The sequence below is a fragment of the Pseudomonas neuropathica genome, from assembly GCF_015461835.1.
GTDB classification, from domain to species: Bacteria; Pseudomonadota; Gammaproteobacteria; order Pseudomonadales; family Pseudomonadaceae; genus Aquipseudomonas; species Aquipseudomonas neuropathica.
This window is the reverse complement of record NZ_JACOPX010000023.1, coordinates 53,350-75,204: the sequence shown is the minus strand read 5'-3', so window position 1 is coordinate 75,204 and position 21,855 is coordinate 53,350. Positions and strand designations below refer to the sequence as shown.

The window sequence follows — 21,855 nt, the reverse complement described above, 5'->3', positions numbered from 1 at the left end:
TACAGACAAGGTCAGGAGCAAGTCCTGCCTTTAGGAGCGATCGGTCTCCCCCAGAAACACATCTTCGTATGTCCGCACCAGCGAGCTTAGATCTCAATTGACTGGTGTGAGGGCAACATACAAGGAGCTGCCGAAGGCTGCGATCTTTTGCTTTTCAGGTGAACTCGAAGGTATCGGCATCCAGATTCGCCGGAAACCGCTCGCGATACGCCGCCAATGGCGCCGCTTCCAGCACCACTTTGAACACACCGTCCGCCTCCCCCGCCGCCAGCAAGCTCTCGCCCTGGAAATCCAGCACCTGACTGTCTCCGGTATACGCGAAGCCCTTACCGTCGGTGCCAACGCGATTCACCGCCGCCACATAACAAAGGTTTTCGATCGCCCGCGCCGGCAACAGTCGGTTCCAGTGCAGACGCCGCGCGCCCGGCCAGTTGGCGGTGTACAGCAACAGATCAGTGTCCTGCGCATCGCGGCTCCACACCGGGAAGCGCAGGTCGTAACAAATCAGCGGACGGATGCGCCAGCCCTTGAGTTCGAACTGCACCTGACGTTCGCCGGGGGTGTAGTGGTTGTGCTCACCGGCCATGCGGAACAGGTGACGCTTGTCGTAATGCAGCACTTCGCCGTCCGGTCGCGCCCACAGCAGGCGATTGCGATGGCTGCCGTCGGCGGCCTGGATAATCACACTGCCGGTGATTACCGCATCGAGTTTGGCCGCCTGAACCCGCAGCCATTTGCTGGTCGGGCCGTTCTCGGCTTCGGCAAGTGTTTCCGATTCCATGGAGAAACCGGTGGTGAACATTTCCGGCAGGATGATCAGATCAGCGCCCTGCGCCTGCTCCAGCAACTGCTCGAAATGCTCGAAATTGGCCTGACGGTCATGCCAGGCCAGGCTGGTCTGGATCAGCGCCAGGTTCAGATCAGGTAACGCACTCAGATCACGCATAGTTTTGCCGCCGCTTCACGCAGCGTCTCCTCGCGTTTGGCAAAACACAGACGCACCAGGCGCTGGCCTTGCGGTGGGTTCTGGTAGAACACCGACACCGGGATACTCGCCACGCCGTGTTCGCGGGTCATCCACATGGCCATCTCGACGTCGTTGAGGTCGGGACGGATCTGCGAGTAATCGACCAGTTGGAAATAGGTGCCGGTGACCCGGGTAAAACTGAAACGCGACGGCGCCAGCAGATCGCAGAACAGATCGCGCTTGGCTTGGTAGAAGCCCGGCAACTCTTCGACGTGTTCCGGGTGCTCGGCCATGTAATCGGCCAGCGCATATTGCAACGGCGTGACGCCGCAGAAACTGACGTACTGGTGGACCTTGCGCAGTTCGGTGGTCAGCGCTGGCGGCGCGACGACGTAACCGGTTTTCCAGCCAGTGACGTGATAGGTCTTGCCGAACGAGCTGACCACGAATGCGCGCTGATACAGCTCTTCATGGGCCAGCACGCTGACGTGCGGCACGCCGTCGAACACCAGGTGTTCGTAGACTTCGTCGCTGATCAGGTAGATGTCGCGGCCACGGATCAACTCTGCCAGTTGATCGAGTTCGGCACGACTGATCAGTGCGCCGCTCGGGTTGTGCGGGGTGTTGATGACGATCATTTTCGTGCGCGGACTCAGGGCAGCAGCGAGTTGATCGAAATCGATGGAGAAGTCGTTCGGATTCAGTTGTACATGTACGCAACGACCGCCCGCCAACTCCGTCGCCGGTTCGTAACTGTCGTAGCACGGATCGAACACGATGACTTCGTCGCCGCTGTGGATAACCGCCTGAATCGCACAGAAGATCGCCTGGGTCGCGCCCGGCGTGACCGTCACTTCACTGTCGGCATTGACTTGCACGCCATAGCTGCGAGCGATTTTCGCCGCAATCTGCTCGCGCAGCGCCGGCAGGCCAGTCATCGGTGAATACTGGTTGTGGCCACTGGCGATGTGCCGACCGACCGCGTCACGCAGGGACTGCGGGCCGTCGAAGTCAGGAAACCCCTGGGACAGGTTGAGCGCTCCGGTCTGGGCCGCGAGCTGAGACATCTGCGTGAAAATAGTGATGCCGACATTCGGCAGCTTACTGGTGATCATCGGGGGTTCCCTGCTCAACACCCGGCTCTGACGACGGCGCGGGAGAGCCCGAGGATAGCCCATCCGACGCCCATAAAAAAAGGGCGCTCTGGTGAGCGCCCTTCTTATCGCCGAACCCATGCAGGAGCTGCCGAAGGCTGCGATCCTTTGATCTTGTCTTTGAAGCAAAATCAAAAGATCGCTGCCTGCGGCAGCTCCTGCACGAAGTGATAAATCACTTCTTGTCGCGGCGCTTCTTGCTGGCTTTCTTGTTGTGCGACATCAAGCGACGCTTCTTGTTGACCTGACGGTCGGTCAGCGTGTTCTTGTTGCCTTCGTACGGGTTCTCGCCACCCTTGAACTCGATGCGGATCGGCGTACCGACCAGCTTCAGCACACGACGGTAAGTGTTCTCCAGATAGCGCACGTAGGACTTCGGCACTTTCTCGATCTGGTTACCGTGGATCACGATGATCGGCGGGTTCGCACCACCCAAGTGGGCGTAGCGCAGCTTGATCCGGCGGTTGTTGACCATCGGTGGCGCGTGCTCGCCCACCGCGTCTTCCAGAATCTGGGTCAGACGGTTGGTCGGCCAGCGAGTGACCGCCGACTTGAACGAGTTCTGTACGGACGCGTAGAGGTTACCCACGCCAGTGCCGTGCAGGGCCGAGATGAAGTGGATGTCGGCGTAGTCAACGAAGAACAGGCGACGTTGCAGCTCGACCTTGACGAAGTCGCGCTCGCTCGGCGTCATGCCGTCCCACTTGTTGATCGCGATCACCAGTGCACGACCGGATTCGATGGCGAAGCCCAGCAGGTTGAGGTCGTGATCGACCACGCCTTCGCGGGCGTCCATCACGAAGATCACCACGTTGGCGTCTTTGATCGCCTGCAGGGTTTTCACCACGGAGAATTTTTCGACTTCTTCGTGGATCTTGCCGCGCTTGCGCACACCAGCGGTGTCGATCAGCGTGTACTTCTCTTCATTCCGCTCGAACGGGATGTAGATACTGTCGCGGGTAGTGCCGGGCTGGTCATAGACGATGACCCGGTCTTCACCGAGCATGCGGTTGACCAGGGTCGACTTGCCGACGTTCGGACGACCGATGATGGCGATCTTGATCCCGTCTTTTTCGCTCGGGCCAGGAATGCGCTTGGCTTCCTCGCCTTCGGCAACGATCTCTTCTTCGCCGTCTTCCGGCTCTTCTTCGTCTTTGGGGAAATCACCCAGGGCGATTTCCAGCATCTGCGTGATGCCACGGCCGTGAGCACCGGCGATCGGGATCGCGTGGCCCATGCCCAATGGAGCGAATTCAGCGCGGGCCATTTCCGGGTCGATGTTGTCGACCTTGTTGGCGACCACGTAGGAACGCTTGTTACGCTTGCGCAGGTGCTCGGCGATCATCTGGTCGGCGGCGGTGAAACCGGCCTTGGCATCTACCAGGAACAGCACAACATCCGCTTCTTCAATGGCCAGCAGCGACTGCTCGGCCATTTTTTCGTCCATACCGTGCTCGTCACCGGAGATACCGCCGGTGTCGACCAGAATGTAGGAACGCCCTTGCCACTTGGCCTCACCGTACTGGCGATCACGGGTCAGACCGGACAAGTCGCCGACGATGGCGTCACGAGTCCTGGTCAGGCGGTTGAACAAGGTGGACTTGCCGACGTTCGGTCGGCCCACCAGGGCGATTACGGGAACCATGCGGCTCTCCACTTCGTTATTTCAGAAAATACAAAAGCCGCTGCGAGGCAGCGGCTGGTGCTCGGGGCAACGCCTGTTAGCGCTGCAAGCCCCATGAATCCGGGGCCGCCTGGGGGGTTAACCCCAAGCATAGTTGTTACTTGATGGTCAGGGCTTCCAGTTTGCCGCTGTTGCCATAGACATAAATCGTGTCACCCACCACCAGCGGACGGGCACGCAGGCCGTCGCTGTCGATGCGCTCACGGCCGACGAAACGACCGTCAACCTGGCTCAGCAGGTGCAGATAACCTTCCAGGTCACCGACTGCAACATAGCTGGAGAACACTTCCGGAGCCGACAGTTGACGGCGGGCCAGCGAATCGTTGCTCCACAATGCTGTGGTGGAACGTTCGTCGACGCCTTCAACGGTGCCCGAGGACAGGCTTACGTAAACGCTGCCGAAACCCTGAGCGATACCGGCGTAGCTCGACGCATCGCGCTGCCACAGTTGACGACCGCTTTCCAGGTCCAGTGCCGCCACGCGACCCTGATAGCTGGCAACGTACAGCGTACCGCCGGACAACAGCAGACCGCCGTCGATGTCGACCACGCGCTCCAGTTCCGAACGACCTTGTGGAATCGCGATCCGTTGTTCCCACACCGGCACGCCGTTGGAAATGTCCAGAGCGACCACTTTACCGGTCGACAGGCCAGCCACCGCGAGGCGGTTGGTGACCAGCGGTGCGCTGGTGCCACGCAGGGTCAACACGGCCGGGGTACTGTCATACACCCAGCGCTGAGTACCGGTGGAAGCATCCAGGCCGATCAGACGATCGTCCTGAGTCTGTACCACCACCACGTCGCCGTTGTTGGCCGGCGGCGCGAGGACTTCGCTGTTCACACGAGCGCGCCACTTCTCTTCACCGTTGCTGGTGTCCAGAGCAACGACTTCGCCGCGCAGCGTACCGATCAGAACCAGACCGTAACCCACGCCAACGGCGCCGGAGACAGGCAGGTCAAGATCCTGCTTCCATTTCACGTCGCCATTGCCGCGATCCATGGCCATCACCACGCCGGTTACATCGGCGGCGTAGATGGTGTCACCGTCGATCGCCGGCACCAGCATGTTGTAGGTTTCGCCCTGACCGTCACCGATCGAACGACTCCACTGCTTGTGCAGAACCACTTCTTCTTTGAAGTCGGTCAGTTCAGCCGGTGGCAATTCTTTCTTGCTGTTGCTGCTGCAACCCGCGGCCAGAAGGGCCAGAGCCAGCAATGCTGCATGCTTCCAACGGATCACGTCACGCATCCCCTTTGGCCAGGTCGTCGAGCTTGATTTGAAGGCCACCGACCGCCGCTTCATCCGACAGTGCCGCCTTGGCTTTTTGATACGCCTTGTTCGCGTCATCGGTACGGCCCAGCTGTACCAGCAGGTCGCCCTTGAGTTCTTCGCGAGTGGCCAGGAACGCTTTGTCGGCATCACCGTCGAGCAGTTTCAGGGCATCTTCAGCCTTGTTCTGCGCGCCGAGTACCTGCGCCAGACGCTGACGGGCGATTTCGCCCAGCGCCGGGTTGGCCGGTTTTTCGACAATGGCTTTCAGTTCGGCCGCAGCGTCATCCAGCTTGCCGCTATCGACCGCCACTTTGGCCACGAACAGGCTGCCGTACTGCGCGTAGGCGGAACCACTGAATTCGCTGTTGAGCTTGCCGGCCAGATCCGCAACGCGGGCCGCATCAGGCTTGCCGTCAGGCGTCAGCGTGGTTTCCAGCAGTTGCTGATAGAGCACCGAGGCGCCTTGCGACTGGTTGCTCTGGTATTTGTGATATGCCTGCCAGCCGAACACGATGACCAGCGCCAACAGGCCGCCAGTGACCAGAGGTTTGCCGTTGCGTGTCCACCAGTCCTTCAAATCCGCCAACTGTTCGTCTTCGGTACTCGACACCCCAATACTCCTTAATCGCTAAATCGGCTGTTTGGACAGCTTCAACCCTGCACGACGCAGGTGGCCAGGTGAGCGGCGAGCGCATCCCAGGCAATGCTTTGTTGTTCGCCCTGGCCACGCAGGGGTTTGAAACCTACCACTTGCTGGGCCATTTCGTCGTCACCGAGGATCAGTGCGTACAGTGCACCGCTCTTGTCGGCCTTCTTGAACTGGCTTTTGAAGCTGCCGGCGCCGGCATTGACTTGCAGACGCAGGTTTGGAAGTTGATCACGAACACGTTCAGCCAGAGCCAGACCGGCCAGCTCGGCTTCTTCACCGAAGGCGCACAGATAGACATCGACCTGACGGGAGATTTCTTCCGGGATCTGCTCAAGGGTTTCCAGCATCAGCACCAGACGTTCGATGCCCATGGCGAAACCGACGCCGGTGGTCGGCTTGCCGCCCATTTGCTCGACCAGACCGTCATAACGACCGCCCGCGCAAACGGTGCCCTGGGCGCCGAGTTTGTCGGTGACCCATTCGAATACGGTTTTGCTGTAGTAATCGAGGCCGCGCACCAGTTTCGGGTTGAGCACGTAAGGAATGCCGACGGCATCCAGACGCGCTTTCAAACCTTCAAAGTGCGCACGGGATTCGTCGTCGAGGTAGTCGGCCATTTTCGGCGCATCGACCAGCACCGCTTGAGTGTCGGCATTTTTCGTGTCGAGCACGCGCAGCGGGTTGGTTTTCAGGCGACGCTGGCTGTCTTCGTCGAGTTTGTCGTGGTGCGCCGAGAGGTACTCGACCAGCGCTTCACGATAACGCCCACGGGACTCGCTGGTGCCGAGGCTGTTGAGTTCGAGCTTGACCGCATCACGAATGCCCAGCTCGCCCCACAGGCGCCAGGTCATGGTGATCAGCTCGGCGTCGATGTCCGGGCCGTCGAGGTTGAACACTTCCAGACCGATCTGGTGGAACTGGCGATAGCGGCCTTTCTGCGGACGTTCGTGACGGAACATCGGGCCGATGTACCAGAGCTTCTGCACTTGGCCACCGCCGGTGATGCCGTGTTCGAGCACAGCGCGCACGCACGCCGCGGTACCTTCCGGACGCAAGGTCAGGGAGTCGCCGTTGCGGTCTTCGAAGGTGTACATCTCTTTTTCGACGATGTCGGTGACTTCACCAATCGAGCGCTTGAACAGCTCGGTGAATTCAACGATCGGCATGCGGATCTGCTTGTAACCGTAGTTATCCAGCAGACGCGCAACGGTGCCCTCGAAATAACGCCACAGCGGGGTCTGCTCGGGCAGGATGTCATTCATGCCACGAATGGCTTGCAGAGACTTGCTCACTTTAAATCCTTAAATTCGTTCGGCGCTTCAATCAGGCTCAGCCGCGCGCAATAACCGCAGCGTCAGCTTCGACCTTTTCGGCCGCTTTCTGGCGGATCAGCTTTTCCAGCTCGTCCACCAGATTGTCATTCGTCAGTTTCTGCGACGGCTTGCCGTCGATGTAAATCAGGTTTGGCGTGCCGCCGGTCAAGCCGATATGGGCTTCCTTGGCTTCGCCGGGGCCGTTGACCACACAACCGATCACCGCGACATCCAGCGGCACCAGCAGGTCTTCAAGGCGCCCTTCCAGCTCGTTCATGGTTTTCACCACATCGAAGTTCTGCCGCGAGCAGCTCGGGCAGGCGATGAAGTTGATGCCACGGGAACGCAGATGCAAAGACTTGAGAATGTCGTAACCGACCTTGACTTCCTCGACCGGGTCGGCCGCCAGCGAGATGCGGATAGTATCGCCAATCCCTTCGGCGAGCAGCATACCTAGGCCTACGGCGGATTTCACTGTGCCCGAACGCAATCCACCGGCTTCGGTGATGCCCAGGTGCAGTGGCTGAACGATTTCTTTCGCCAGCAAGCGGTAGGCTTCGACGGCCATGAACACGTCAGAGGCCTTAACGCTGACCTTGAAGTCCTGGAAATTCAGGCGTTCAAGGTGTTCGACGTGGCGCAGGGCGGATTCGACCAGTGCAGCCGGGGTCGGCTCGCCGTATTTCTTTTGCAGGTCTTTTTCCAGCGAACCGGCGTTGACGCCGATGCGGATCGGAATGCCGCGATCACGCGCAGCATCGACCACCGCACGAACACGGTCTTCGCGACCGATGTTGCCCGGGTTGATACGCAGGCAGTCCACGCCCAGTTCGGCCACGCGCAAGGCGATCTTGTAGTCGAAGTGGATGTCGGCAACCAGCGGCACCTTGACCAGTTGCTTGATCTTGCCGAACGCCTCGGCGGCGTCCATGTCCGGCACCGAGACGCGGACGATGTCGACGCCAGCGGCTTCCAGACGGTTGATTTGCGCAACAGTGGCGGCAACGTCATTGGTGTCGCTGTTGGTCATGCTCTGTACCGCGATCGGCGCATCGCCGCCCACCGGTACGTTGCCGACCCAGATCTTGCGCGAAACGCGACGTTTGATTGGAGATTCGCCGTGCATGACTTATTGACCCAACTTCAGGCGAGCAGTCTCGCCACTGGTGAACGGAGCGATATCGACCGGCTGGCCGTTGTAGCTGACCTGCGCGGCGCGGGCAACGCCCAGACGTACGTTAAGCGGCGGCTTGCCGGAAACGGTGACGCTATCGCCTTTATGCTTCAGACCACTGAAAATCACTTTGCCACGGCCATCGGTCACTTGTGCCCAGCAATCGGCACTGAACTGCAGTTGTACCTGACCATCGCCAGCCACCGGAGCGGTTGCTTCTGCGGTCGCTGCCGGTGTAGCCGGAACGACCGGAGCGGTGACGGTCGGCGCTGGAGTGGTTGGCGCGGGGCTAGCCGGGGTAGCGACAACCGGCGCCGGTGTATGAACCGGGGCGGTCGGCGTTGCAGCCGGTGCTGCTGGAGCAGTTGCCGGAGCAGCGCCTTCTGCACCAGTCGATTCAGCCGTGGTTTCCGACTGAGGCAGCGCCAGCGCTGTAGAAGTATCGGCCTGATTTTCTTCGACAGCCTGATCTTCCGGCTCGTCGATCGGGTGAATCTGAGTCGTGCCGTCAGCACCTTCGACTTCAACGTGCTCAGGGGCCAGGGACGTCAGGTCCTTGGTGCGCTGGGATGTCTGATCCTGCCACCAGACGAAACCGCCGCCGATGACCGCGATCAGCAACAGCAGGCTGACAATACGTAAAATGGTGTGGGAAACCCGCACCGGCTCTTCGATACGGCCGAGGGCGTGAACATTGCTGCCCTGGGAGTCGGTGCCGGTGGACTGGTCGAACTGCTGAACCAGAACGGTCTGGTCCATACCGAGCAATTTGGCATAAGCGCGAATGTAACCGCGAGCGAAGGTATGCCCCGGCAGCTTGTCGAAAGCGCCGGCTTCAAGATTGCTCAGGGAAGTCACTGTGAGGTTGAGCTTGAGGGCCACTTCGGCCAGCGACCAGCCATTGCTTTCGCGGGCCTGGCGCAGGGTCTCACCGGGGTTAACGCGATTCGCTGCTACAACTTCGGGATGCGCCGCTTTCATCATTGCTCCGACAGGTATTGCTGATATTCCGGCGTACCGGGATAGAGTCGTTTTAATTGCAGGCCATAACTGGCGGCCTTGTCGCGATCTTCAAACACTTTTGCCAGCCGAACGCCGAGCAATAGACTACGTGCATTTTGTTCGGTCAACTGGCTGAAACGGTCGTAATAGTCTCGCGCGGGCACATAATGCCTGTCTTCGAAGGACAACTCAGCCATTTCCAGCAACGCGCGTGGTTGTTGACGGTTCAAACGCAGTGCTTTTTCCAGCTGTTGCTGCGCCAGATCACGCTGACCGAGCTTCGCCGCCGTCATGCCGAGGTTCTCGAACACGCGCGAACGCTCAGGATACAGGGTATCGGCGGCCGCCTGTTCAAAACGCTCGTAGGCTTCTTTATAACGCTGTTGTTCGTAGAGAAAGCTGCCGTAGTTGTTGAGGATGCGCGCATCGGCGGGACGGGAGGACAAAGCCTTGCGGAAGTGTTCGTCGGCCAGTTCAGGCTCCATTTCGGACTGAAACACCAAGCCGAGGGCAGCGTTGGCGTCAGGATCGGAACCGTCGATTTCCAGCGCCTTCTTCAGCGGCACCTTGGCCCGCTCGGTCATGCCTTGCTGCAAGTATCCCAGCCCCAACTGCACGTAGGCAGCCCGCGCTTCATCGCGGCCCTTGCTGGTCTTCATCGGGTTGTAGTCACCCGACAGGACACAACCAGCACACAGGCTGGCCAACAGCAACAGCAGCGCAAAGCGCAGGGACATAGAGATCCTCTCTTAATTTGTGTTCGCGGCGTTCTGTGCCAGATCGCTGTCGGCGCTCAACTCGCGCACGGCGATGTAACGTTCGCTGCGACGGGTGCGATCCAGCACCTGCCCTACCAATTGACCACATGCAGCGTCGATGTCTTCACCACGGGTGGTGCGGACAGTGACGTTGAAACCGGCCTGATGCAACTGATCCTGAAAACGACGGATCGCGTTGTTGCTCGGGCGCTCGTACCCGGAATGCGGGAACGGGTTGAACGGAATCAGGTTGATCTTGCACGGAATGTTCTTCAGCAGCTCGATCATCTCGACGGCGTGTTCAACCTTGTCGTTGATGTCCTTGAGCAAGGTGTACTCGATGGTCAGCACACGCTTCTCGCCAAGGGCGGACATGTAGCGCTGGCACGACTCGAGCAGCATCTTAAGCGGATATTTTTTGTTGATCGGCACCAATTGGTTACGCAATGCGTCATTCGGTGCGTGCAGGGACAATGCCAGGGACACATCGATGTGCTTGGCCAGCTCATCGATCATCGGCACCACACCCGAGGTGGACAGGGTCACGCGGCGCTTGGAGATCCCGTAGCCGAGGTCATCCATCATCAGATGCATGGCGGCGACGACGTTGTCGAAGTTCAGCAGTGGTTCACCCATGCCCATCATCACCACGTTGGTGATGGCACGGTCGACGGTTGCCGGGACACTGCCGAAAGATTTGTTGGCAATCCACACCTGACCAATAACTTCGGCGGCGGTGAGGTTGCTATTGAAGCCTTGCTTGCCGGTGGAGCAGAAACTGCAATCCAGGGCACAGCCTGCCTGGGACGAAACGCACAGAGTGCCGCGTTTGCCCTGGGGAATGTACACGGTCTCGACGCAGCTGCCGGATGCCACGCGCACCACCCACTTACGGGTGCCGTCGCTGGAGATGTCCTCGCTGACCACTTCCGGACCACGGACCTCAGCAATGGCCTTGAGCTTGTCGCGCAAGGCCTTGCTGACGTTCGTCATGGCGTCGAAATCATCGACGCCAAAGTGGTGAATCCATTTCATTACCTGACCGGCACGGAAACGCTTCTCCCCGATTGAGTCGAAGAATTTTTCCATTTCCTGTTGAGTCAGACCCAGCAGGTTGGTTTTTACAGTCGATGTAGTCATGGATTCACCTTCACTCTTAAGCCAATGCTTAGCGAGTGGTTACTTCAGTAGCTGCGAAGAAGTACGAGATTTCACGAGCAGCTGCGGCTTCGGAGTCCGAACCGTGAACAGCGTTGGCGTCGATGGAATCAGCGAAGTCAGCGCGGATGGTGCCGGCAGCAGCTTCTTTAGGGTTGGTAGCGCCCATCAGCTCACGGTTCAGAGCGATAGCGTTTTCGCCTTCCAGAACCTGAACAACAACAGGACCGGAGATCATGAAAGCAACCAGGTCGCCAAAGAAACCACGAGCGCTGTGCTCAGCGTAGAAGCCTTCAGCTTCAGCTTTGGACAGTTGCTTCAGTTTCGAAGCTACAACGCGCAGGCCGGCTTTTTCGAAACGAGTGGTGATTTCGCCGATGACGTTTTTTGCAACAGCGTCAGGCTTGATGATGGAGAAAGTGCGTTGAACAGCCATGGTGTAACTCCAGAAACGGTAATTTGCGAAAAATTAAACCCGCGAATTATACGCGGGTTCTTGGGTATTGCCTAACCTGCGAGACGATCAGTCCAATTCTTTGGCCCAGAGCTCCTGAACCGCTTCCAGCACCTTCTCGCCGACACGGCCAGAAGTGCTATCAAAGTCAGGCAGTTCGAGGATCATCTGCTGCAAACGGACAAAACCTACAGAATATGGATCGATCCCGTCATGGGCCTCGGCCAGTTCTTCTGCAATACGTTGAACATCATTCCAACCGTAGCTCATGACAGTCTTACCAGTCAGTGCGGCGCTTCAGCCGCATGGTTAAGCGAATATTTCGGAATCTCGACGGTGATGTCTTCTTCACCAACGATCGCCTGGCAAGCCAGACGCGATTGCGCTTCCAGACCCCAGGCGCGATCAAGGAAGTCTTCTTCCAGCTCGTCGGCCTCTTCCATCGAGTCAAAACCCTCGCGGATGATGCAGTGGCACGTGGTGCAAGCGCAGACGCCGCCGCAGGCGCTTTCCATCTCGATGTGGTGTTCGTGGGCCAGTTCGAGAATCGATGTGCCGGGCGCAGCCTCGACCACCATGCCTTCAGGGCAGAACTTCTCGTGTGGCAGAAAAATGACCTGCGGCATCAGATATCCTCGATTTCATTCAGATTGCGCCCCGACAGAGCGGCTTTCACCGTCAGATCCATGCGGCGGGCAGCAAAAGCATCGGTCACTTGCGACAGACGCTTGGTCTGCTGCTCGATGGCGTAACCATCGGTACCTTTCATCAGTTCGGCCAGTTCCTGCAACTGCAGATCGATGACCATGCGCTCTTCGGCGTCGAGCAAACGCTCGCCATCCGCCTCCAGAGCGCCCTGCACCGCTTCGATCAGGCGCTGGGCATCGACTTGCTGCTCACGCAGGACGCGGGCGACCTTGTCGTCATTGGCGTGCTGGAACGAATCCTTGAGCATTTTGGCGATTTCGCCGTCGGTCAGACCGTAGGACGGTTTGACCTGAATGCTTGCCTCAACACCTGAACCCAACTCACGGGCGGAAACGCTGAGCAGACCGTCGGCATCGACCTGGAAGGTCACGCGAATCTTCGCAGCGCCGGCGACCATCGCGGGAATGCCGCGCAATTCGAAGCGCGCCAGCGAGCGGCAGTCACTGATCAGCTCACGCTCACCCTGCAATACGTGGATCGCCATGGCCGACTGGCCATCTTTATAAGTAGTGAAATCTTGTGCGCGAGCGACGGGGATGGTGGTGTTGCGCGGAATCACCTTCTCCATCAGGCCGCCCATGGTTTCCAGCCCCAGGGACAGCGGAATCACGTCGAGCAGCAGCAGTTCGCCGCCATCGCGCTTGTTGCCAGCCAGGGTATCGGCCTGGATCGCGGCACCGATGGCCACCACTTGATCCGGGTCAATTTCAGTCAGAGGCTGACGACCGAAGGCTTCGGCAACCGCTTCGCGAACGCGCGGCACGCGAGTCGAACCGCCGACCATGACCACGGCGTGCACGTCTTCCAGCTCGATACCGGAATCACGAACAGCGCGGCGGCAGGCTTTCAGGCTGCGCGCGACCATCGGCTCGATCAGCGCATCGAAGGCTTCGCGGGTCAGCGGTGCTTTCCAGTCGCCGTAGGCCACTTCAACGCTGGCCGCATCCGTCAGGGCTTCTTTGGCCGCGCAAGCGGTTTGCAGCAGATTGCGTTGTGCGCCCGGATCGAGATCGGCGGACAGGCCCGCGCTCTCGATGATCCAGCCGGCAATAGCGTGATCGAAGTCATCGCCACCCAGCGCGCTGTCGCCGCCAGTGGCCAGGACTTCGAAAACACCGCCCGTAAGACGCAGAATCGAAATATCGAAAGTACCGCCGCCCAGGTCATAAATAGCGACCAGACCTTCAGCGTGTTGATCCAGACCGTACGCCACAGCGGCAGCGGTCGGCTCATTGAGCAGGCGCAGCACGTTCAGACCGGCGAGTTTCGCCGCATCCTTGGTCGCCTGACGCTGAGCATCATCGAAGTACGCCGGAACAGTGATTACCGCGCCAACCAGCTCACCACCCAACGTCGCTTCAGCGCGCTGACGCAGCACCTTGAGGATATCGGCGGAGACTTCGACCGGGCTTTTCGGGCCTTGCACGGTATCGATGAACGGCATGTGCGATTCGCCACCGACAAAGCGGTATGGCAGTTGCTCGCCCAATTGCTTGACGTCGGACAGACCACGACCCATCAAGCGCTTGACCGACAGCACGGTGTTCAAAGGATCGGAAGCGGCGGCCAGCTTGGCCGACTCGCCGACTTCGACGTGATCGGCGTGGTAACGCACAGCGGACGGCAGGATGACCTGCCCGTTTGCGTCGGCCAACGGCTCGGAAAGACCACTGCGCAACGCAGCGACCAGCGAATTGGTAGTGCCCAAGTCGATCCCCACAGCCAGACGACGCTGGTGCGGTTGAGGACTTTGGCCGGGTTCGGCGATCTGCAGTAGGGCCATCGTGATCAGGACTTATCTGTATATCAGGCGTGCGACCGGAGCGGCACTGGGTTAATCGTCGAGGCGCTCTTCTAACTGGCGCACTTCGTAGGTGAGCTTGTCGAGGAACTGCATGCGCCGCATCAGGCGTTCGGCCTGTTCGCGTTGCGCAGCATCATCCCAACAGGCTGCGAAGCTTTCATTGAGTTCTTCCTGAGCCACTTTCAGGCGCCGCTTGAACACCGCGACACCGTCGAGGTCGGCACTGTCCTGGAGGTCTTCGAGCTCTTCGCGCCATTGCATCTGCTGCAGAAGAAACTCGGGGTCATGGACCGTGACTTCCATCGGCACTTCATGCCCGCTGATGGTCAGCAGGTAGCGTGCGCGCTGGGCCGGACTCTTGAGCGTCTGATAGGCGTCGTTGAGCCGGGCAGACTGCTCCAGAGCCGACCGTTGCTCACGCTCGGAAGCGTCGGCAAAACGGTCAGGATGAACGCCGCGCGCCAACTCACGATAGCGCGTGGCCAACTGCTCGAGATCCAGACGGAAACCCGGTTGCAGCTCGAATAAAGCGAAATGACAAGGAATACCCACGACAAGCCTCAGATGTTGAAGCTTTCGCCGCAGCCACATTCACCGCGTACGTTGGGGTTGTTGAACTTGAAGCCTTCGTTCAACCCTTCCTTGACGAAATCGAGCTCGGTGCCGTCCAGGTAGGCCAGGCTTTTCGGGTCGATGATCACTTTTTCGCCGTGACTCTCGAACACCTGATCCTCTGCAACCACCTCGTCGACAAACTCCAGCACGTAGGCAAGGCCGGAACAGCCTGTGGTGCGAACACCCAGACGAATCCCTTCACCTTTGCCGCGCCCGTCGAGGGAGCGCCGCACGTGTCGAGCAGCCGCTTCTGTCATGCTGATAGCCATCGGTGACTCCTTACTCGTCGCCAAATCCAGAAAGTCAGATCAAGCCTTTCTTCTGCTTGTAATCGCGAACAGCCGCTTTGATAGCGTCTTCAGCCAGTACCGAGCAGTGAATTTTCACTGGCGGCAGGGCCAGTTCTTCGGCCAGCTGAGTGTTCTTGATGGTTTCGGCTTCGTCCAGGGTCTTGCCCTTCATCCACTCGGTGGCGAGGGAGCTGGAAGCGATGGCCGAACCGCAGCCGTAGGTCTTGAACTTGGCATCTTCGATGATGCCAGCGTCGTTGACCTTGATTTGCAGACGCATCACGTCGCCGCACGCCGGAGCGCCGACCATGCCGGTGCCGACATCAGGATCTTCCGCGTTCATCTTGCCGACGTTGCGCGGGTTTTCGTAGTGGTCGATGACCTTTTCGCTGTAAGCCATGATTCTCAATCCTCACTCATCAGGGCCGCTCTTGAGACCCTGCAACTGCGCTGCGTAAACCGCCGCGTCGCTACAGGATCTGTATCTGGCGGCTTCTATATTTAGTGTGCCGCCCACTCGATTTTCGAGATATCGACGCCGTCTTTGTACATGTCCCACAGCGGCGACAAAGCGCGCAGCTTGGTAACGGCCTCGCAGACTTTCTGCGCGGCGTAGTCGATTTCTTCTTCGGTGGTGAAACGGCCGAAGGTGAAGCGGATCGAGCTGTGTGCCAGCTCGTCGTTGCGGCCCAGGGCGCGCAGCACGTACGAAGGCTCCAGCGACGCCGAGGTGCACGCCGAACCGGACGATACCGCCAGATCCTTGAGCGCCATGATCAGCGACTCGCCTTCAACGTAGTTGAAGCTCAGGTTCAGGTTGTGCGGAACGCGGGCGGTCAGGCTGCCGTTGACGTACAGCTCTTCCAGATGCTCGACCTGCTTGTAGAAGCGGTCGCTCAAGGCTTTGATACGGACGTTTTCGGCAACCATGTCTTCTTTGGCTACGCGGAACGCTTCACCCATACCGACGATCTGGTGGGTCGCCAGGGTGCCGGAACGCATGCCGCGCTCGTGACCGCCGCCGTGCATGGTCGCTTCGATGCGCACACGCGGCTTGCGGCTGACGTACAGCGCGCCGATGCCTTTAGGGCCATAGGTTTTGTGGGCGGAGAACGACATCATGTCGACTTTCAGTTTCTGCAGGTCGATCTCGACCTTGCCAGTGGACTGAGCGGCGTCGACGTGAAACAGAACGCCCTTGGCGCGGAGCATTTCGCCGATCGCGGCGATGTCGTTGACGGTGCCGATTTCGTTGTTTACGTGCATCACGGAGACCAGAATGGTGTCTTCGCGCAATGCCGCTTCAATCATGGACGGGGTGATCAGACCGTCTTCGGTCGGCTCGAGGTAGGTGACCTCAAAACCTTCACGCTCCAGTTGGCGCATGGTGTCGAGGACAGCCTTGTGCTCGATCTTGGAGGTGATCAGGTGCTTGCCCTTGGAGCCGTAGAAATGTGCCGCGCCCTTGATTGCCAGGTTGTCGGACTCGGTAGCACCGGAAGTCCAGACGATTTCGCGCGGATCAGCGTTGACCAGATCGGCCACCTGACGACGGGCGTTTTCAACGGACTCTTCAGCCTTCCAGCCGAACACATGGGAACGGGACGCCGGGTTACCGAAGTTTCCGTCGACCAGCAGGCATTCACTCATTTTTTGCGCAACACGCGGATCAACCGGGGTGGTCGCAGAGTAATCAAGGTAAATCGGCAATTTCATGGACTATCTCCTAAATCAGGGCTGGCGTGCCGCTAGCTCTTTGGCTGTCATTCGACGGCGGACGCTTCAATCTTGTCCAGGCGTGGCGCCTTGCTGTTGCAACGACGCTGGTCCTGACGCTGGGCTACTTCTTGCACCTCACGGCGAGTTACAAGATCAGCCAAGCTGATACCACTTAGAAATTCGTGAATCTGCAGGCTCAGGTCGCACCACAGATGATGAGTCAGGCAGGTGTCGCCGGAATGGCAATCGCCCTGGCCCTGGCATTTGGTGGCATCGACCGATTCGTTTACTGCATCGATCACCTGGGCGACCTGGATACCCTGCATCTCGCGGGACAACTGGTAGCCACCACCCGGGCCGCGAACACTGGAAACCAGGTTACTGCGGCGCAGCTTGGCGAACAGCTGTTCGAGGTAGGACAGGGAGATGCCTTGGCGCTCGGAGATATCGGCCAGGGACACGGGCCCGTGCTGCGCGTGCAACGCCAGGTCAAGCATGGCGGTCACGGCGTATCGGCCTTTTGTAGTCAGTCGCATGGACAGTTACCACGGAGTTCAGAATGGGGCGAGTATGCAATTCCCGAGTATTTAAGTCAACTTTAAGACCTAGTACTTTAGTCAGGATTACCCGCAAAAGAGCGCGCGAATGATAGCAGGCTCTGCGGCCTAATGGCACACCGGTTGACGGATGCCTCTGTAGGAGCTGCCAAAGGCTGCGATCTTTTGATCTTATGAAAGGCAAGATCAAAAGATCGCAGCCTTCGGCAGCTCCTACAGGGGGCGTTAGCTGGCCTTGGACTCGTCTTTGCCTTTGACGCAGGCAAAGTCTTCTTCACGCAGCTCAGGCAGATCTTTCGCACAGTAATTGCTACCCAGATCCTTCAGCGCACCGCACATACCTTCCAGACGCCCGTCCACCGCTTGCAGGTGATCGAGCAACTGACCAATGGCACGCGCCACCGGGTCCGGCATGTCTTCGCTGACGCCGTAGGCATCGAAACCGATCTTCTCGGCCATGGCCTTGCGCTTGGCATCCTGCTCTTCGTCGGACTTGACGATGATGCGCCCGGGAATACCGACAACAGTGGCGCCCGGCGGTACCTCTTTGGTCACCACGGCGTTGGAACCGACCTTGGCACCAGCACCGACGGTGAACGGGCCAAGCACCTTGGCGCCCGCGCCCACGACCACACCATCACCCAGCGTCGGGTGGCGCTTACCCTTATTCCAGCTAGTGCCACCGAGGGTCACGCCCTGATAAATAGTCACGTCATCGCCAATCTCGGCGGTTTCACCGATGACGATGCCCATGCCATGGTCAATAAAGAAGCGTCGACCAACTTTTGCCCCCGGATGAATCTCGATCCCGGTCAGCCAGCGACCGAAGTTCGACACCAGCCGCGCCAGCCATTTCAGTTCGTTACGCCACAGCATGCCGGCCAATCGATGAATCCAGATCGCATGCATGCCGGGGTAGCAGGTCAGGACTTCAAAAGCGTTACGGGCCGCCGGGTCTCGATGGAATACGCTCTGGATATCTTCACGCAAACGCTCAAACATCATTTAGTCCTTCCGCTTAAGAAGCTCACCACGGGCCGCTTTCTGGGTTTCCGTGAGGATGCCACGCAAAATATTCATTTCCGCCCGGCTGACCGAGCTGCGTCCGTACAACCGGCGCAGGCGCGCCATCAAGTGCCGCGGCTTTTCCGGATCGAGAAATTCGATGGCGACCAGCGTCTGCTCCAGATGCTCATAAAAGCGCTCCAGCTCATCCATGGTCGCTAGCTCGGCGCTTTTCACCGAAGCCACTTCTTCCTTCTCGATCTTGCTCGGCTGACCTTGGGCGGCCAGCCAGGCCATGCGCACTTCATAGCTCAACACTTGCACCGCCGCGCCGAGGTTCAGCGAACTGAACTCAGGGTCGGAGGGGATATGCACGTGAAAGTGACATCGCTGCAGCTCTTCGTTGGTCAGCCCAGAATCTTCACGGCCGAACACCAGGGCGATTTCAGCGCCCTGCCCGGCTTCCTCGACCACTTTGGTGCCGCACTCGCGCGGATCCAGCAGCGGCCAGGGAATGCGGCGGTCACGGGCGCTGGTGCCAAGCACCAGATTGCAGCCGACCAAGGCATCTTCCAAGGTGGCGACGACTTGCGCATTTTCAAGGATGTCACCGGCACCGGAAGCACGAGCATCGGCTTCGTGGTGCGGGAAGACCCGCGGTTCGACCAGCACCAATCGCGACAGACCCATGTTTTTCATGGCGCGCGCGGCCCCGCCGATGTTGCCGGGGTGGCTGGTATTGACCAGGACGACACGAATGTTCTGCAGCAAGGGAGGCGCTCTCGGACACAGGAAAGGGGTGCAAATCTTACAGAACAGCCTACCGTTAAGCTATGAAAGCGAACAGCGTCCTTCACCTGAAGAAAAGTTCTGATAGAATGCGCGGCTTTCTTTAACAACCTTAGGTGACACATCCATGCAGCCCATGCTGAATATCGCGCTGCGCGCCGCCCGCAGCGCCAGTGAACTGATCTTCCGCTCCATCGAGCGCCTGGATACCATCAAGGTCGACGAAAAAGACGCCAAGGATTATGTATCCGAGGTCGATCGCGCCGCTGAACAGAAAATCATCGATGCGCTGCGCAAGGCTTACCCGAATCACTCGATCCAGGGTGAAGAAACCGGCCTGCACGCCGGCACCGGTATCGAAGGCGAAGAGTACCTGTGGATCATCGATCCACTGGACGGCACCACTAACTTCCTGCGCGGCATTCCTCACTTCGCTGTCAGCATTGCCTGTAAGTACCGTGGTCGCCTGGAACACGCAGTGGTTCTGGACCCGGTTCGCCAGGAAGAATTCACCGCCAGCCGTGGTCGCGGCGCCCAACTGAACGGTCGTCGCCTGCGCGTCAGCGGTCGCACCAGCCTTGACGGCGCCCTGCTGGGTACCGGCTTCCCGTTCCGTGATGACCAGATGGACAACCTCGACAACTACCTGGGCATGTTCCGCGCCCTGGTTGGCCAGACTGCCGGCATCCGCCGTGCCGGTTCCGCCAGCCTGGACCTGGCTTATGTCGCTGCCGGTCGTTTCGACGCGTTCTGGGAGTCGGGCCTGTCCGAGTGGGACATGGCTGCAGGCGCCTTGCTGATTCAAGAAGCCGGCGGCCTGGTGAGCGACTTCACCGGCGGTCACGACTTCCTTGAAAAAGGCCACATCGTTGCCGGCAACACCAAATGCTTCAAGGCAGTTCTGACGGCGATCCAGCCGCACCTGCCGGCTTCGCTGAAGCGCTAAGCTTCACGCGAAACGAAAAAAGCACCCTCCGGGGTGCTTTTTTTATGCCTGGAATTCGTCACCCGCCACACCACGAAACCAATGTGGGAGTGAGCCTGCTCGCGATAGCGGTGTATCAGCCACCACCTGCATCGAATGATAAATCGCTATCGCGAGCAGGCTCACTCCTACAGGGGATTTGTTGCGCGGCTTAAATGGCGGGCACAAAAAAAGCACCCCGCAGGGTGCTTCTTTTTAAAACAGTCGGTCCTTACTGAGCCGGCTCATTCTGCGACAGAATCAGCTTGCCTTCCTTGTCGACCGGAATCTGGTTGCCCGGATCGCGATCCATCCGCACTTTGCCTTCCTTGCCATCGAGCGAGTAACGCACGTCGTAACCGACGACCTTGTCGCTGATGTCATTGACCGTGTTGCAGCGGGTTTGCGTGGTGGTGTAGGTGTCACGCTCTTGCATGCCTTCCTGCACCTTGTTGCCCGCATAACCGCCACCGACCGCACCGGCCACCGTGGCAATCTTCTTGCCGGTGCCGCCGCCAATCTGATTACCCAGCAAACCACCTGCCAGCGCACCGACGACGGTACCGGCAATCTGGTGTTGATCTTTTACCGGTGCCTGACGAGTCACTGTCACGTCCTTGCACACTTCACGTGGAGTCTTGATCTGTGTTTTAACCGGTTCGACGGCCAATACTTGCGCATACTCAGGGCCGCTTTTAACCAGGCTGTAGGTGGCAACAGCACCCCCGGCAGTCACACCGACAGCACCCAATACCGCACCAACCAGCAACGACTTGTTCACATGAACCTCCTGACCATCACATGCGGGACGCGCCCGCGCTTCTCCCAGCCTTGGAGCATAAAAAAAGGCGCGAGTTCAACTCGCGCCTTTCTTGGGCTGACAGCCGGAAAAACGATGACCGTTATGGACGATCGTCGACTTCCTTCTCGGTGTTGGCCGGAGGAATCAGATCCTCAGTGCTCAGGTTCAGCCAGATCAGTACTACGTTCGCGATGTAGATCGACGAGTAAGTACCCGCCAGTACACCGATGAACAGGGCAATCGAGAAACCGAATAGATTGTCACCACCGAAGAAAAGCAGTGCGGCGATCGCCAGCAAAGTGGAGATCGACGTCGCCATGGTCCGCAGCAGGGTCTGGGTGGTCGAGATGTTGATGTTCTCGATCAGCGAAGCCTTGCGCAGGACACGGAAGTTCTCACGAACCCGGTCGAATACCACGATAGTGTCGTTCAGCGAGTAACCGATGATCGCCAGTACCGCCGCCAGCACCGTCAGGTCGAAGGTGATCTGGAAGAACGACAGGATACCGATGGTCACGATCACGTCGTGAATCAGCGAAACGATGGCGCCAACTGCGAACTTCCACTGAAAGCGGAAAGCCAGGTAGATCAGGATACCGCCGAGCGCCAGCAGCATGCCGAGGCCGCCCTGGTCGCGCAGTTCTTCACCGACCTGCGGGCCGACGAACTCGACACGCTTGACCGTCGCCGGGTTGTCACCGCCAAGTTTCTGCAGTGCTTCCGCGACCTGATGGCCCAGCTGCGGGTCTTCACCCGGCATGCGTACCAGCAAATCGGTGGTCGCACCAAAGCTCTGCACGATGGCTTCGTGGTAACCGGAAGTTACCAGCTCTTCACGCACCTTGGTGACGTCAGCCGGACGCTCGTAGGTCAGCTCGATGAGCGTACCGCCGGTGAAGTCCAGGCCCCAGTTCATGCCCTTGTGGACAACACTGAATATAGCCAGCAACGTGAGAAACACTGTGACGCCGAACGCGAAGTTGCGAACGCCCATGAAGTTGATTGTACGTAACATG

The 21,855-nt window shown here is 59.1% G+C and carries 24 protein-coding genes; 1 reads left to right on the top strand and 23 read right to left on the bottom strand.

The genetic code is table 11. The annotated features are described in order from the left end of the window. Positions 1–154: 154 nt before the first annotated feature. The 21 genes from H8F23_RS26710 to trmJ form a co-directional block, all read right to left on the bottom strand. Positions 155–946 (bottom strand): amidohydrolase, encoded by a 792-nt coding sequence (locus H8F23_RS26710; protein WP_194936364.1) that lies wholly within the window; start codon positions 944–946, stop codon positions 155–157. Continuing rightward, positions 934–2,082: a pyridoxal phosphate-dependent aminotransferase gene (locus H8F23_RS26705; RefSeq protein ID WP_194936363.1), complete on the bottom strand. Its 1,149-nt coding sequence runs from the start codon at positions 2,080–2,082 to the stop codon at positions 934–936. Before H8F23_RS26705 ends, H8F23_RS26710 begins: the two co-directional genes overlap by 13 nt. A 214-nt stretch (positions 2,083–2,296) precedes the next feature. Further along, on the bottom strand, positions 2,297–3,766 hold the full coding sequence (gene der, locus H8F23_RS26700) for a ribosome biogenesis GTPase Der (RefSeq protein WP_093430647.1): 1,470 nt from the start codon (positions 3,764–3,766) through the stop codon (positions 2,297–2,299). A 136-nt stretch (positions 3,767–3,902) separates the two neighbouring features. Beyond that, positions 3,903–5,054 carry an outer membrane protein assembly factor BamB gene (gene bamB / locus H8F23_RS26695; protein ID WP_034156262.1) on the bottom strand — a complete coding sequence of 384 codons (1,152 nt, stop codon included), beginning with the start codon at positions 5,052–5,054 and terminating at the stop codon, positions 3,903–3,905. Then, the gene (locus H8F23_RS26690; protein WP_194936362.1) at positions 5,047–5,688 is read right to left on the bottom strand and encodes a YfgM family protein; all 642 of its coding nucleotides are present in this window, start codon (positions 5,686–5,688) and stop codon (positions 5,047–5,049) included. The genes bamB and H8F23_RS26690 overlap by 8 nt, the downstream gene beginning before the upstream one ends. Positions 5,689–5,729: 41 nt before the next feature. Then, a complete protein-coding gene (gene hisS / locus H8F23_RS26685) occupies positions 5,730–7,019 on the bottom strand; it encodes a histidine--tRNA ligase (protein ID WP_016984369.1) in 1,290 nt (429 codons plus the stop codon). A gap of 37 nt (positions 7,020–7,056) precedes the next feature. Further along, positions 7,057–8,166 carry a flavodoxin-dependent (E)-4-hydroxy-3-methylbut-2-enyl-diphosphate synthase gene (gene ispG, locus H8F23_RS26680; RefSeq protein ID WP_003227888.1) on the bottom strand — a complete coding sequence of 370 codons (1,110 nt, stop codon included), beginning with the start codon at positions 8,164–8,166 and terminating at the stop codon, positions 7,057–7,059. Between the two features lie 3 nt (positions 8,167–8,169). Further along, complete coding sequence (locus tag H8F23_RS26675; protein ID WP_093430649.1) at positions 8,170–9,195, bottom strand: RodZ domain-containing protein; 1,026 nt, start codon at positions 9,193–9,195, stop codon at positions 8,170–8,172. Next, positions 9,195–9,953 (bottom strand): type IV pilus biogenesis/stability protein PilW, encoded by a 759-nt coding sequence (gene pilW, locus H8F23_RS26670; protein ID WP_093430650.1) that lies wholly within the window; start codon positions 9,951–9,953, stop codon positions 9,195–9,197. The genes H8F23_RS26675 and pilW overlap by 1 nt, the downstream gene beginning before the upstream one ends. Before the next feature lie 12 nt (positions 9,954–9,965). After that, positions 9,966–11,114, bottom strand: coding sequence for a 23S rRNA (adenine(2503)-C(2))-methyltransferase RlmN (rlmN, locus tag H8F23_RS26665; protein ID WP_016984373.1), 1,149 nt, complete (start codon positions 11,112–11,114; stop codon positions 9,966–9,968). A 28-nt stretch (positions 11,115–11,142) separates the two neighbouring features. Then, positions 11,143–11,568 (bottom strand): nucleoside-diphosphate kinase, encoded by a 426-nt coding sequence (gene ndk / locus H8F23_RS26660; protein WP_007916882.1) that lies wholly within the window; start codon positions 11,566–11,568, stop codon positions 11,143–11,145. Positions 11,569–11,655: 87 nt separating this feature from the next. After that, the gene (gene iscX / locus H8F23_RS26655; RefSeq protein WP_194936361.1) at positions 11,656–11,856 is read right to left on the bottom strand and encodes a Fe-S cluster assembly protein IscX; all 201 of its coding nucleotides are present in this window, start codon (positions 11,854–11,856) and stop codon (positions 11,656–11,658) included. Positions 11,857–11,870: 14 nt separating this feature from the next. Next, on the bottom strand, positions 11,871–12,212 hold the full coding sequence (gene fdx, locus H8F23_RS26650) for an ISC system 2Fe-2S type ferredoxin (protein WP_007916885.1): 342 nt from the start codon (positions 12,210–12,212) through the stop codon (positions 11,871–11,873). After that, entirely contained in the window at positions 12,212–14,077 is a 1,866-nt protein-coding gene (hscA, locus tag H8F23_RS26645; protein WP_160059315.1) for a Fe-S protein assembly chaperone HscA, read from the bottom strand. Before hscA ends, fdx begins: the two co-directional genes overlap by 1 nt. Positions 14,078–14,128: 51 nt before the next feature. Next, positions 14,129–14,650 (bottom strand): co-chaperone HscB, encoded by a 522-nt coding sequence (gene hscB, locus H8F23_RS26640; protein WP_007916889.1) that lies wholly within the window; start codon positions 14,648–14,650, stop codon positions 14,129–14,131. Positions 14,651–14,658: 8 nt separating this feature from the next. Further along, the gene (gene iscA / locus H8F23_RS26635) at positions 14,659–14,982 is read right to left on the bottom strand and encodes an iron-sulfur cluster assembly protein IscA (RefSeq protein ID WP_003227904.1); all 324 of its coding nucleotides are present in this window, start codon (positions 14,980–14,982) and stop codon (positions 14,659–14,661) included. A gap of 34 nt (positions 14,983–15,016) precedes the next feature. Continuing rightward, on the bottom strand, positions 15,017–15,403 hold the full coding sequence (gene iscU / locus H8F23_RS26630; RefSeq protein WP_007916892.1) for a Fe-S cluster assembly scaffold IscU: 387 nt from the start codon (positions 15,401–15,403) through the stop codon (positions 15,017–15,019). 101 nt (positions 15,404–15,504) lie between these two features. Continuing rightward, complete coding sequence (locus H8F23_RS26625) at positions 15,505–16,719, bottom strand: IscS subfamily cysteine desulfurase (protein WP_194936360.1); 1,215 nt, start codon at positions 16,717–16,719, stop codon at positions 15,505–15,507. Between the two features lie 47 nt (positions 16,720–16,766). Then, entirely contained in the window at positions 16,767–17,258 is a 492-nt protein-coding gene (iscR, locus tag H8F23_RS26620; RefSeq protein WP_038362955.1) for a Fe-S cluster assembly transcriptional regulator IscR, read from the bottom strand. A gap of 246 nt (positions 17,259–17,504) precedes the next feature. After that, entirely contained in the window at positions 17,505–18,281 is a 777-nt protein-coding gene (gene cysE, locus H8F23_RS26615) for a serine O-acetyltransferase (RefSeq protein ID WP_007916901.1), read from the bottom strand. A gap of 3 nt (positions 18,282–18,284) precedes the next feature. Next, positions 18,285–19,055, bottom strand: coding sequence for a tRNA (cytosine(32)/uridine(32)-2'-O)-methyltransferase TrmJ (gene trmJ, locus H8F23_RS26610; RefSeq protein ID WP_007916903.1), 771 nt, complete (start codon positions 19,053–19,055; stop codon positions 18,285–18,287). A gap of 145 nt (positions 19,056–19,200) precedes the next feature. Here trmJ and suhB point away from each other — a divergent pair, with 145 nt between their 5' ends. After that, positions 19,201–20,019, top strand: a complete 819-nt coding sequence (suhB, locus tag H8F23_RS26605) for a type III secretion system regulator SuhB (protein ID WP_016773320.1) — start codon at positions 19,201–19,203, stop codon at positions 20,017–20,019. A gap of 250 nt (positions 20,020–20,269) precedes the next feature. Here the strand turns inward: suhB and H8F23_RS26600 are convergent, their stop codons facing one another. Both H8F23_RS26600 and secF read right to left on the bottom strand, forming a co-directional pair. Next, entirely contained in the window at positions 20,270–20,818 is a 549-nt protein-coding gene (locus tag H8F23_RS26600; protein WP_007916907.1) for a glycine zipper 2TM domain-containing protein, read from the bottom strand. Positions 20,819–20,939: 121 nt separating this feature from the next. Further along, complete coding sequence (gene secF, locus H8F23_RS26595; RefSeq protein WP_034156104.1) at positions 20,940–21,854, bottom strand: protein translocase subunit SecF; 915 nt, start codon at positions 21,852–21,854, stop codon at positions 20,940–20,942. Between the last annotated feature and the right edge of the window lies 1 nt (position 21,855).

Coding starts and splice junctions, on each gene's coding strand:
- pilW (WP_093430650.1), bottom strand. CDS start 9,953: ATGTCCCTGCGCTTTGCGCTGCTGTTGCTGTTGGCCAGCCTGTGTGCT.
- rlmN (WP_016984373.1), bottom strand. CDS start 11,114: ATGACTACATCGACTGTAAAAACCAACCTGCTGGGTCTGACTCAACAG.
- secF (WP_034156104.1), bottom strand. CDS start 21,854: ATGTTACGTACAATCAACTTCATGGGCGTTCGCAACTTCGCGTTCGGC.
- H8F23_RS26705 (WP_194936363.1), bottom strand. CDS start 2,082: ATGATCACCAGTAAGCTGCCGAATGTCGGCATCACTATTTTCACGCAG.
- suhB (WP_016773320.1), top strand. CDS start 19,201: ATGCAGCCCATGCTGAATATCGCGCTGCGCGCCGCCCGCAGCGCCAGT.
- iscX (WP_194936361.1), bottom strand. CDS start 11,856: ATGAGCTACGGTTGGAATGATGTTCAACGTATTGCAGAAGAACTGGCC.
- H8F23_RS26675 (WP_093430649.1), bottom strand. CDS start 9,195: ATGAAAGCGGCGCATCCCGAAGTTGTAGCAGCGAATCGCGTTAACCCC.
- ispG (WP_003227888.1), bottom strand. CDS start 8,166: ATGCACGGCGAATCTCCAATCAAACGTCGCGTTTCGCGCAAGATCTGG.
- ndk (WP_007916882.1), bottom strand. CDS start 11,568: ATGGCTGTTCAACGCACTTTCTCCATCATCAAGCCTGACGCTGTTGCA.
- fdx (WP_007916885.1), bottom strand. CDS start 12,212: ATGCCGCAGGTCATTTTTCTGCCACACGAGAAGTTCTGCCCTGAAGGC.
- hscA (WP_160059315.1), bottom strand. CDS start 14,077: ATGGCCCTACTGCAGATCGCCGAACCCGGCCAAAGTCCTCAACCGCAC.
- cysE (WP_007916901.1), bottom strand. CDS start 18,281: ATGTTTGAGCGTTTGCGTGAAGATATCCAGAGCGTATTCCATCGAGAC.
- der (WP_093430647.1), bottom strand. CDS start 3,766: ATGGTTCCCGTAATCGCCCTGGTGGGCCGACCGAACGTCGGCAAGTCC.
- iscU (WP_007916892.1), bottom strand. CDS start 15,403: ATGGCTTACAGCGAAAAGGTCATCGACCACTACGAAAACCCGCGCAAC.
- iscA (WP_003227904.1), bottom strand. CDS start 14,982: ATGGCTATCAGCATGACAGAAGCGGCTGCTCGACACGTGCGGCGCTCC.
- iscR (WP_038362955.1), bottom strand. CDS start 17,258: ATGCGACTGACTACAAAAGGCCGATACGCCGTGACCGCCATGCTTGAC.
- H8F23_RS26625 (WP_194936360.1), bottom strand. CDS start 16,719: ATGAAATTGCCGATTTACCTTGATTACTCTGCGACCACCCCGGTTGAT.
- H8F23_RS26710 (WP_194936364.1), bottom strand. CDS start 946: ATGCGTGATCTGAGTGCGTTACCTGATCTGAACCTGGCGCTGATCCAG.
- bamB (WP_034156262.1), bottom strand. CDS start 5,054: ATGCGTGACGTGATCCGTTGGAAGCATGCAGCATTGCTGGCTCTGGCC.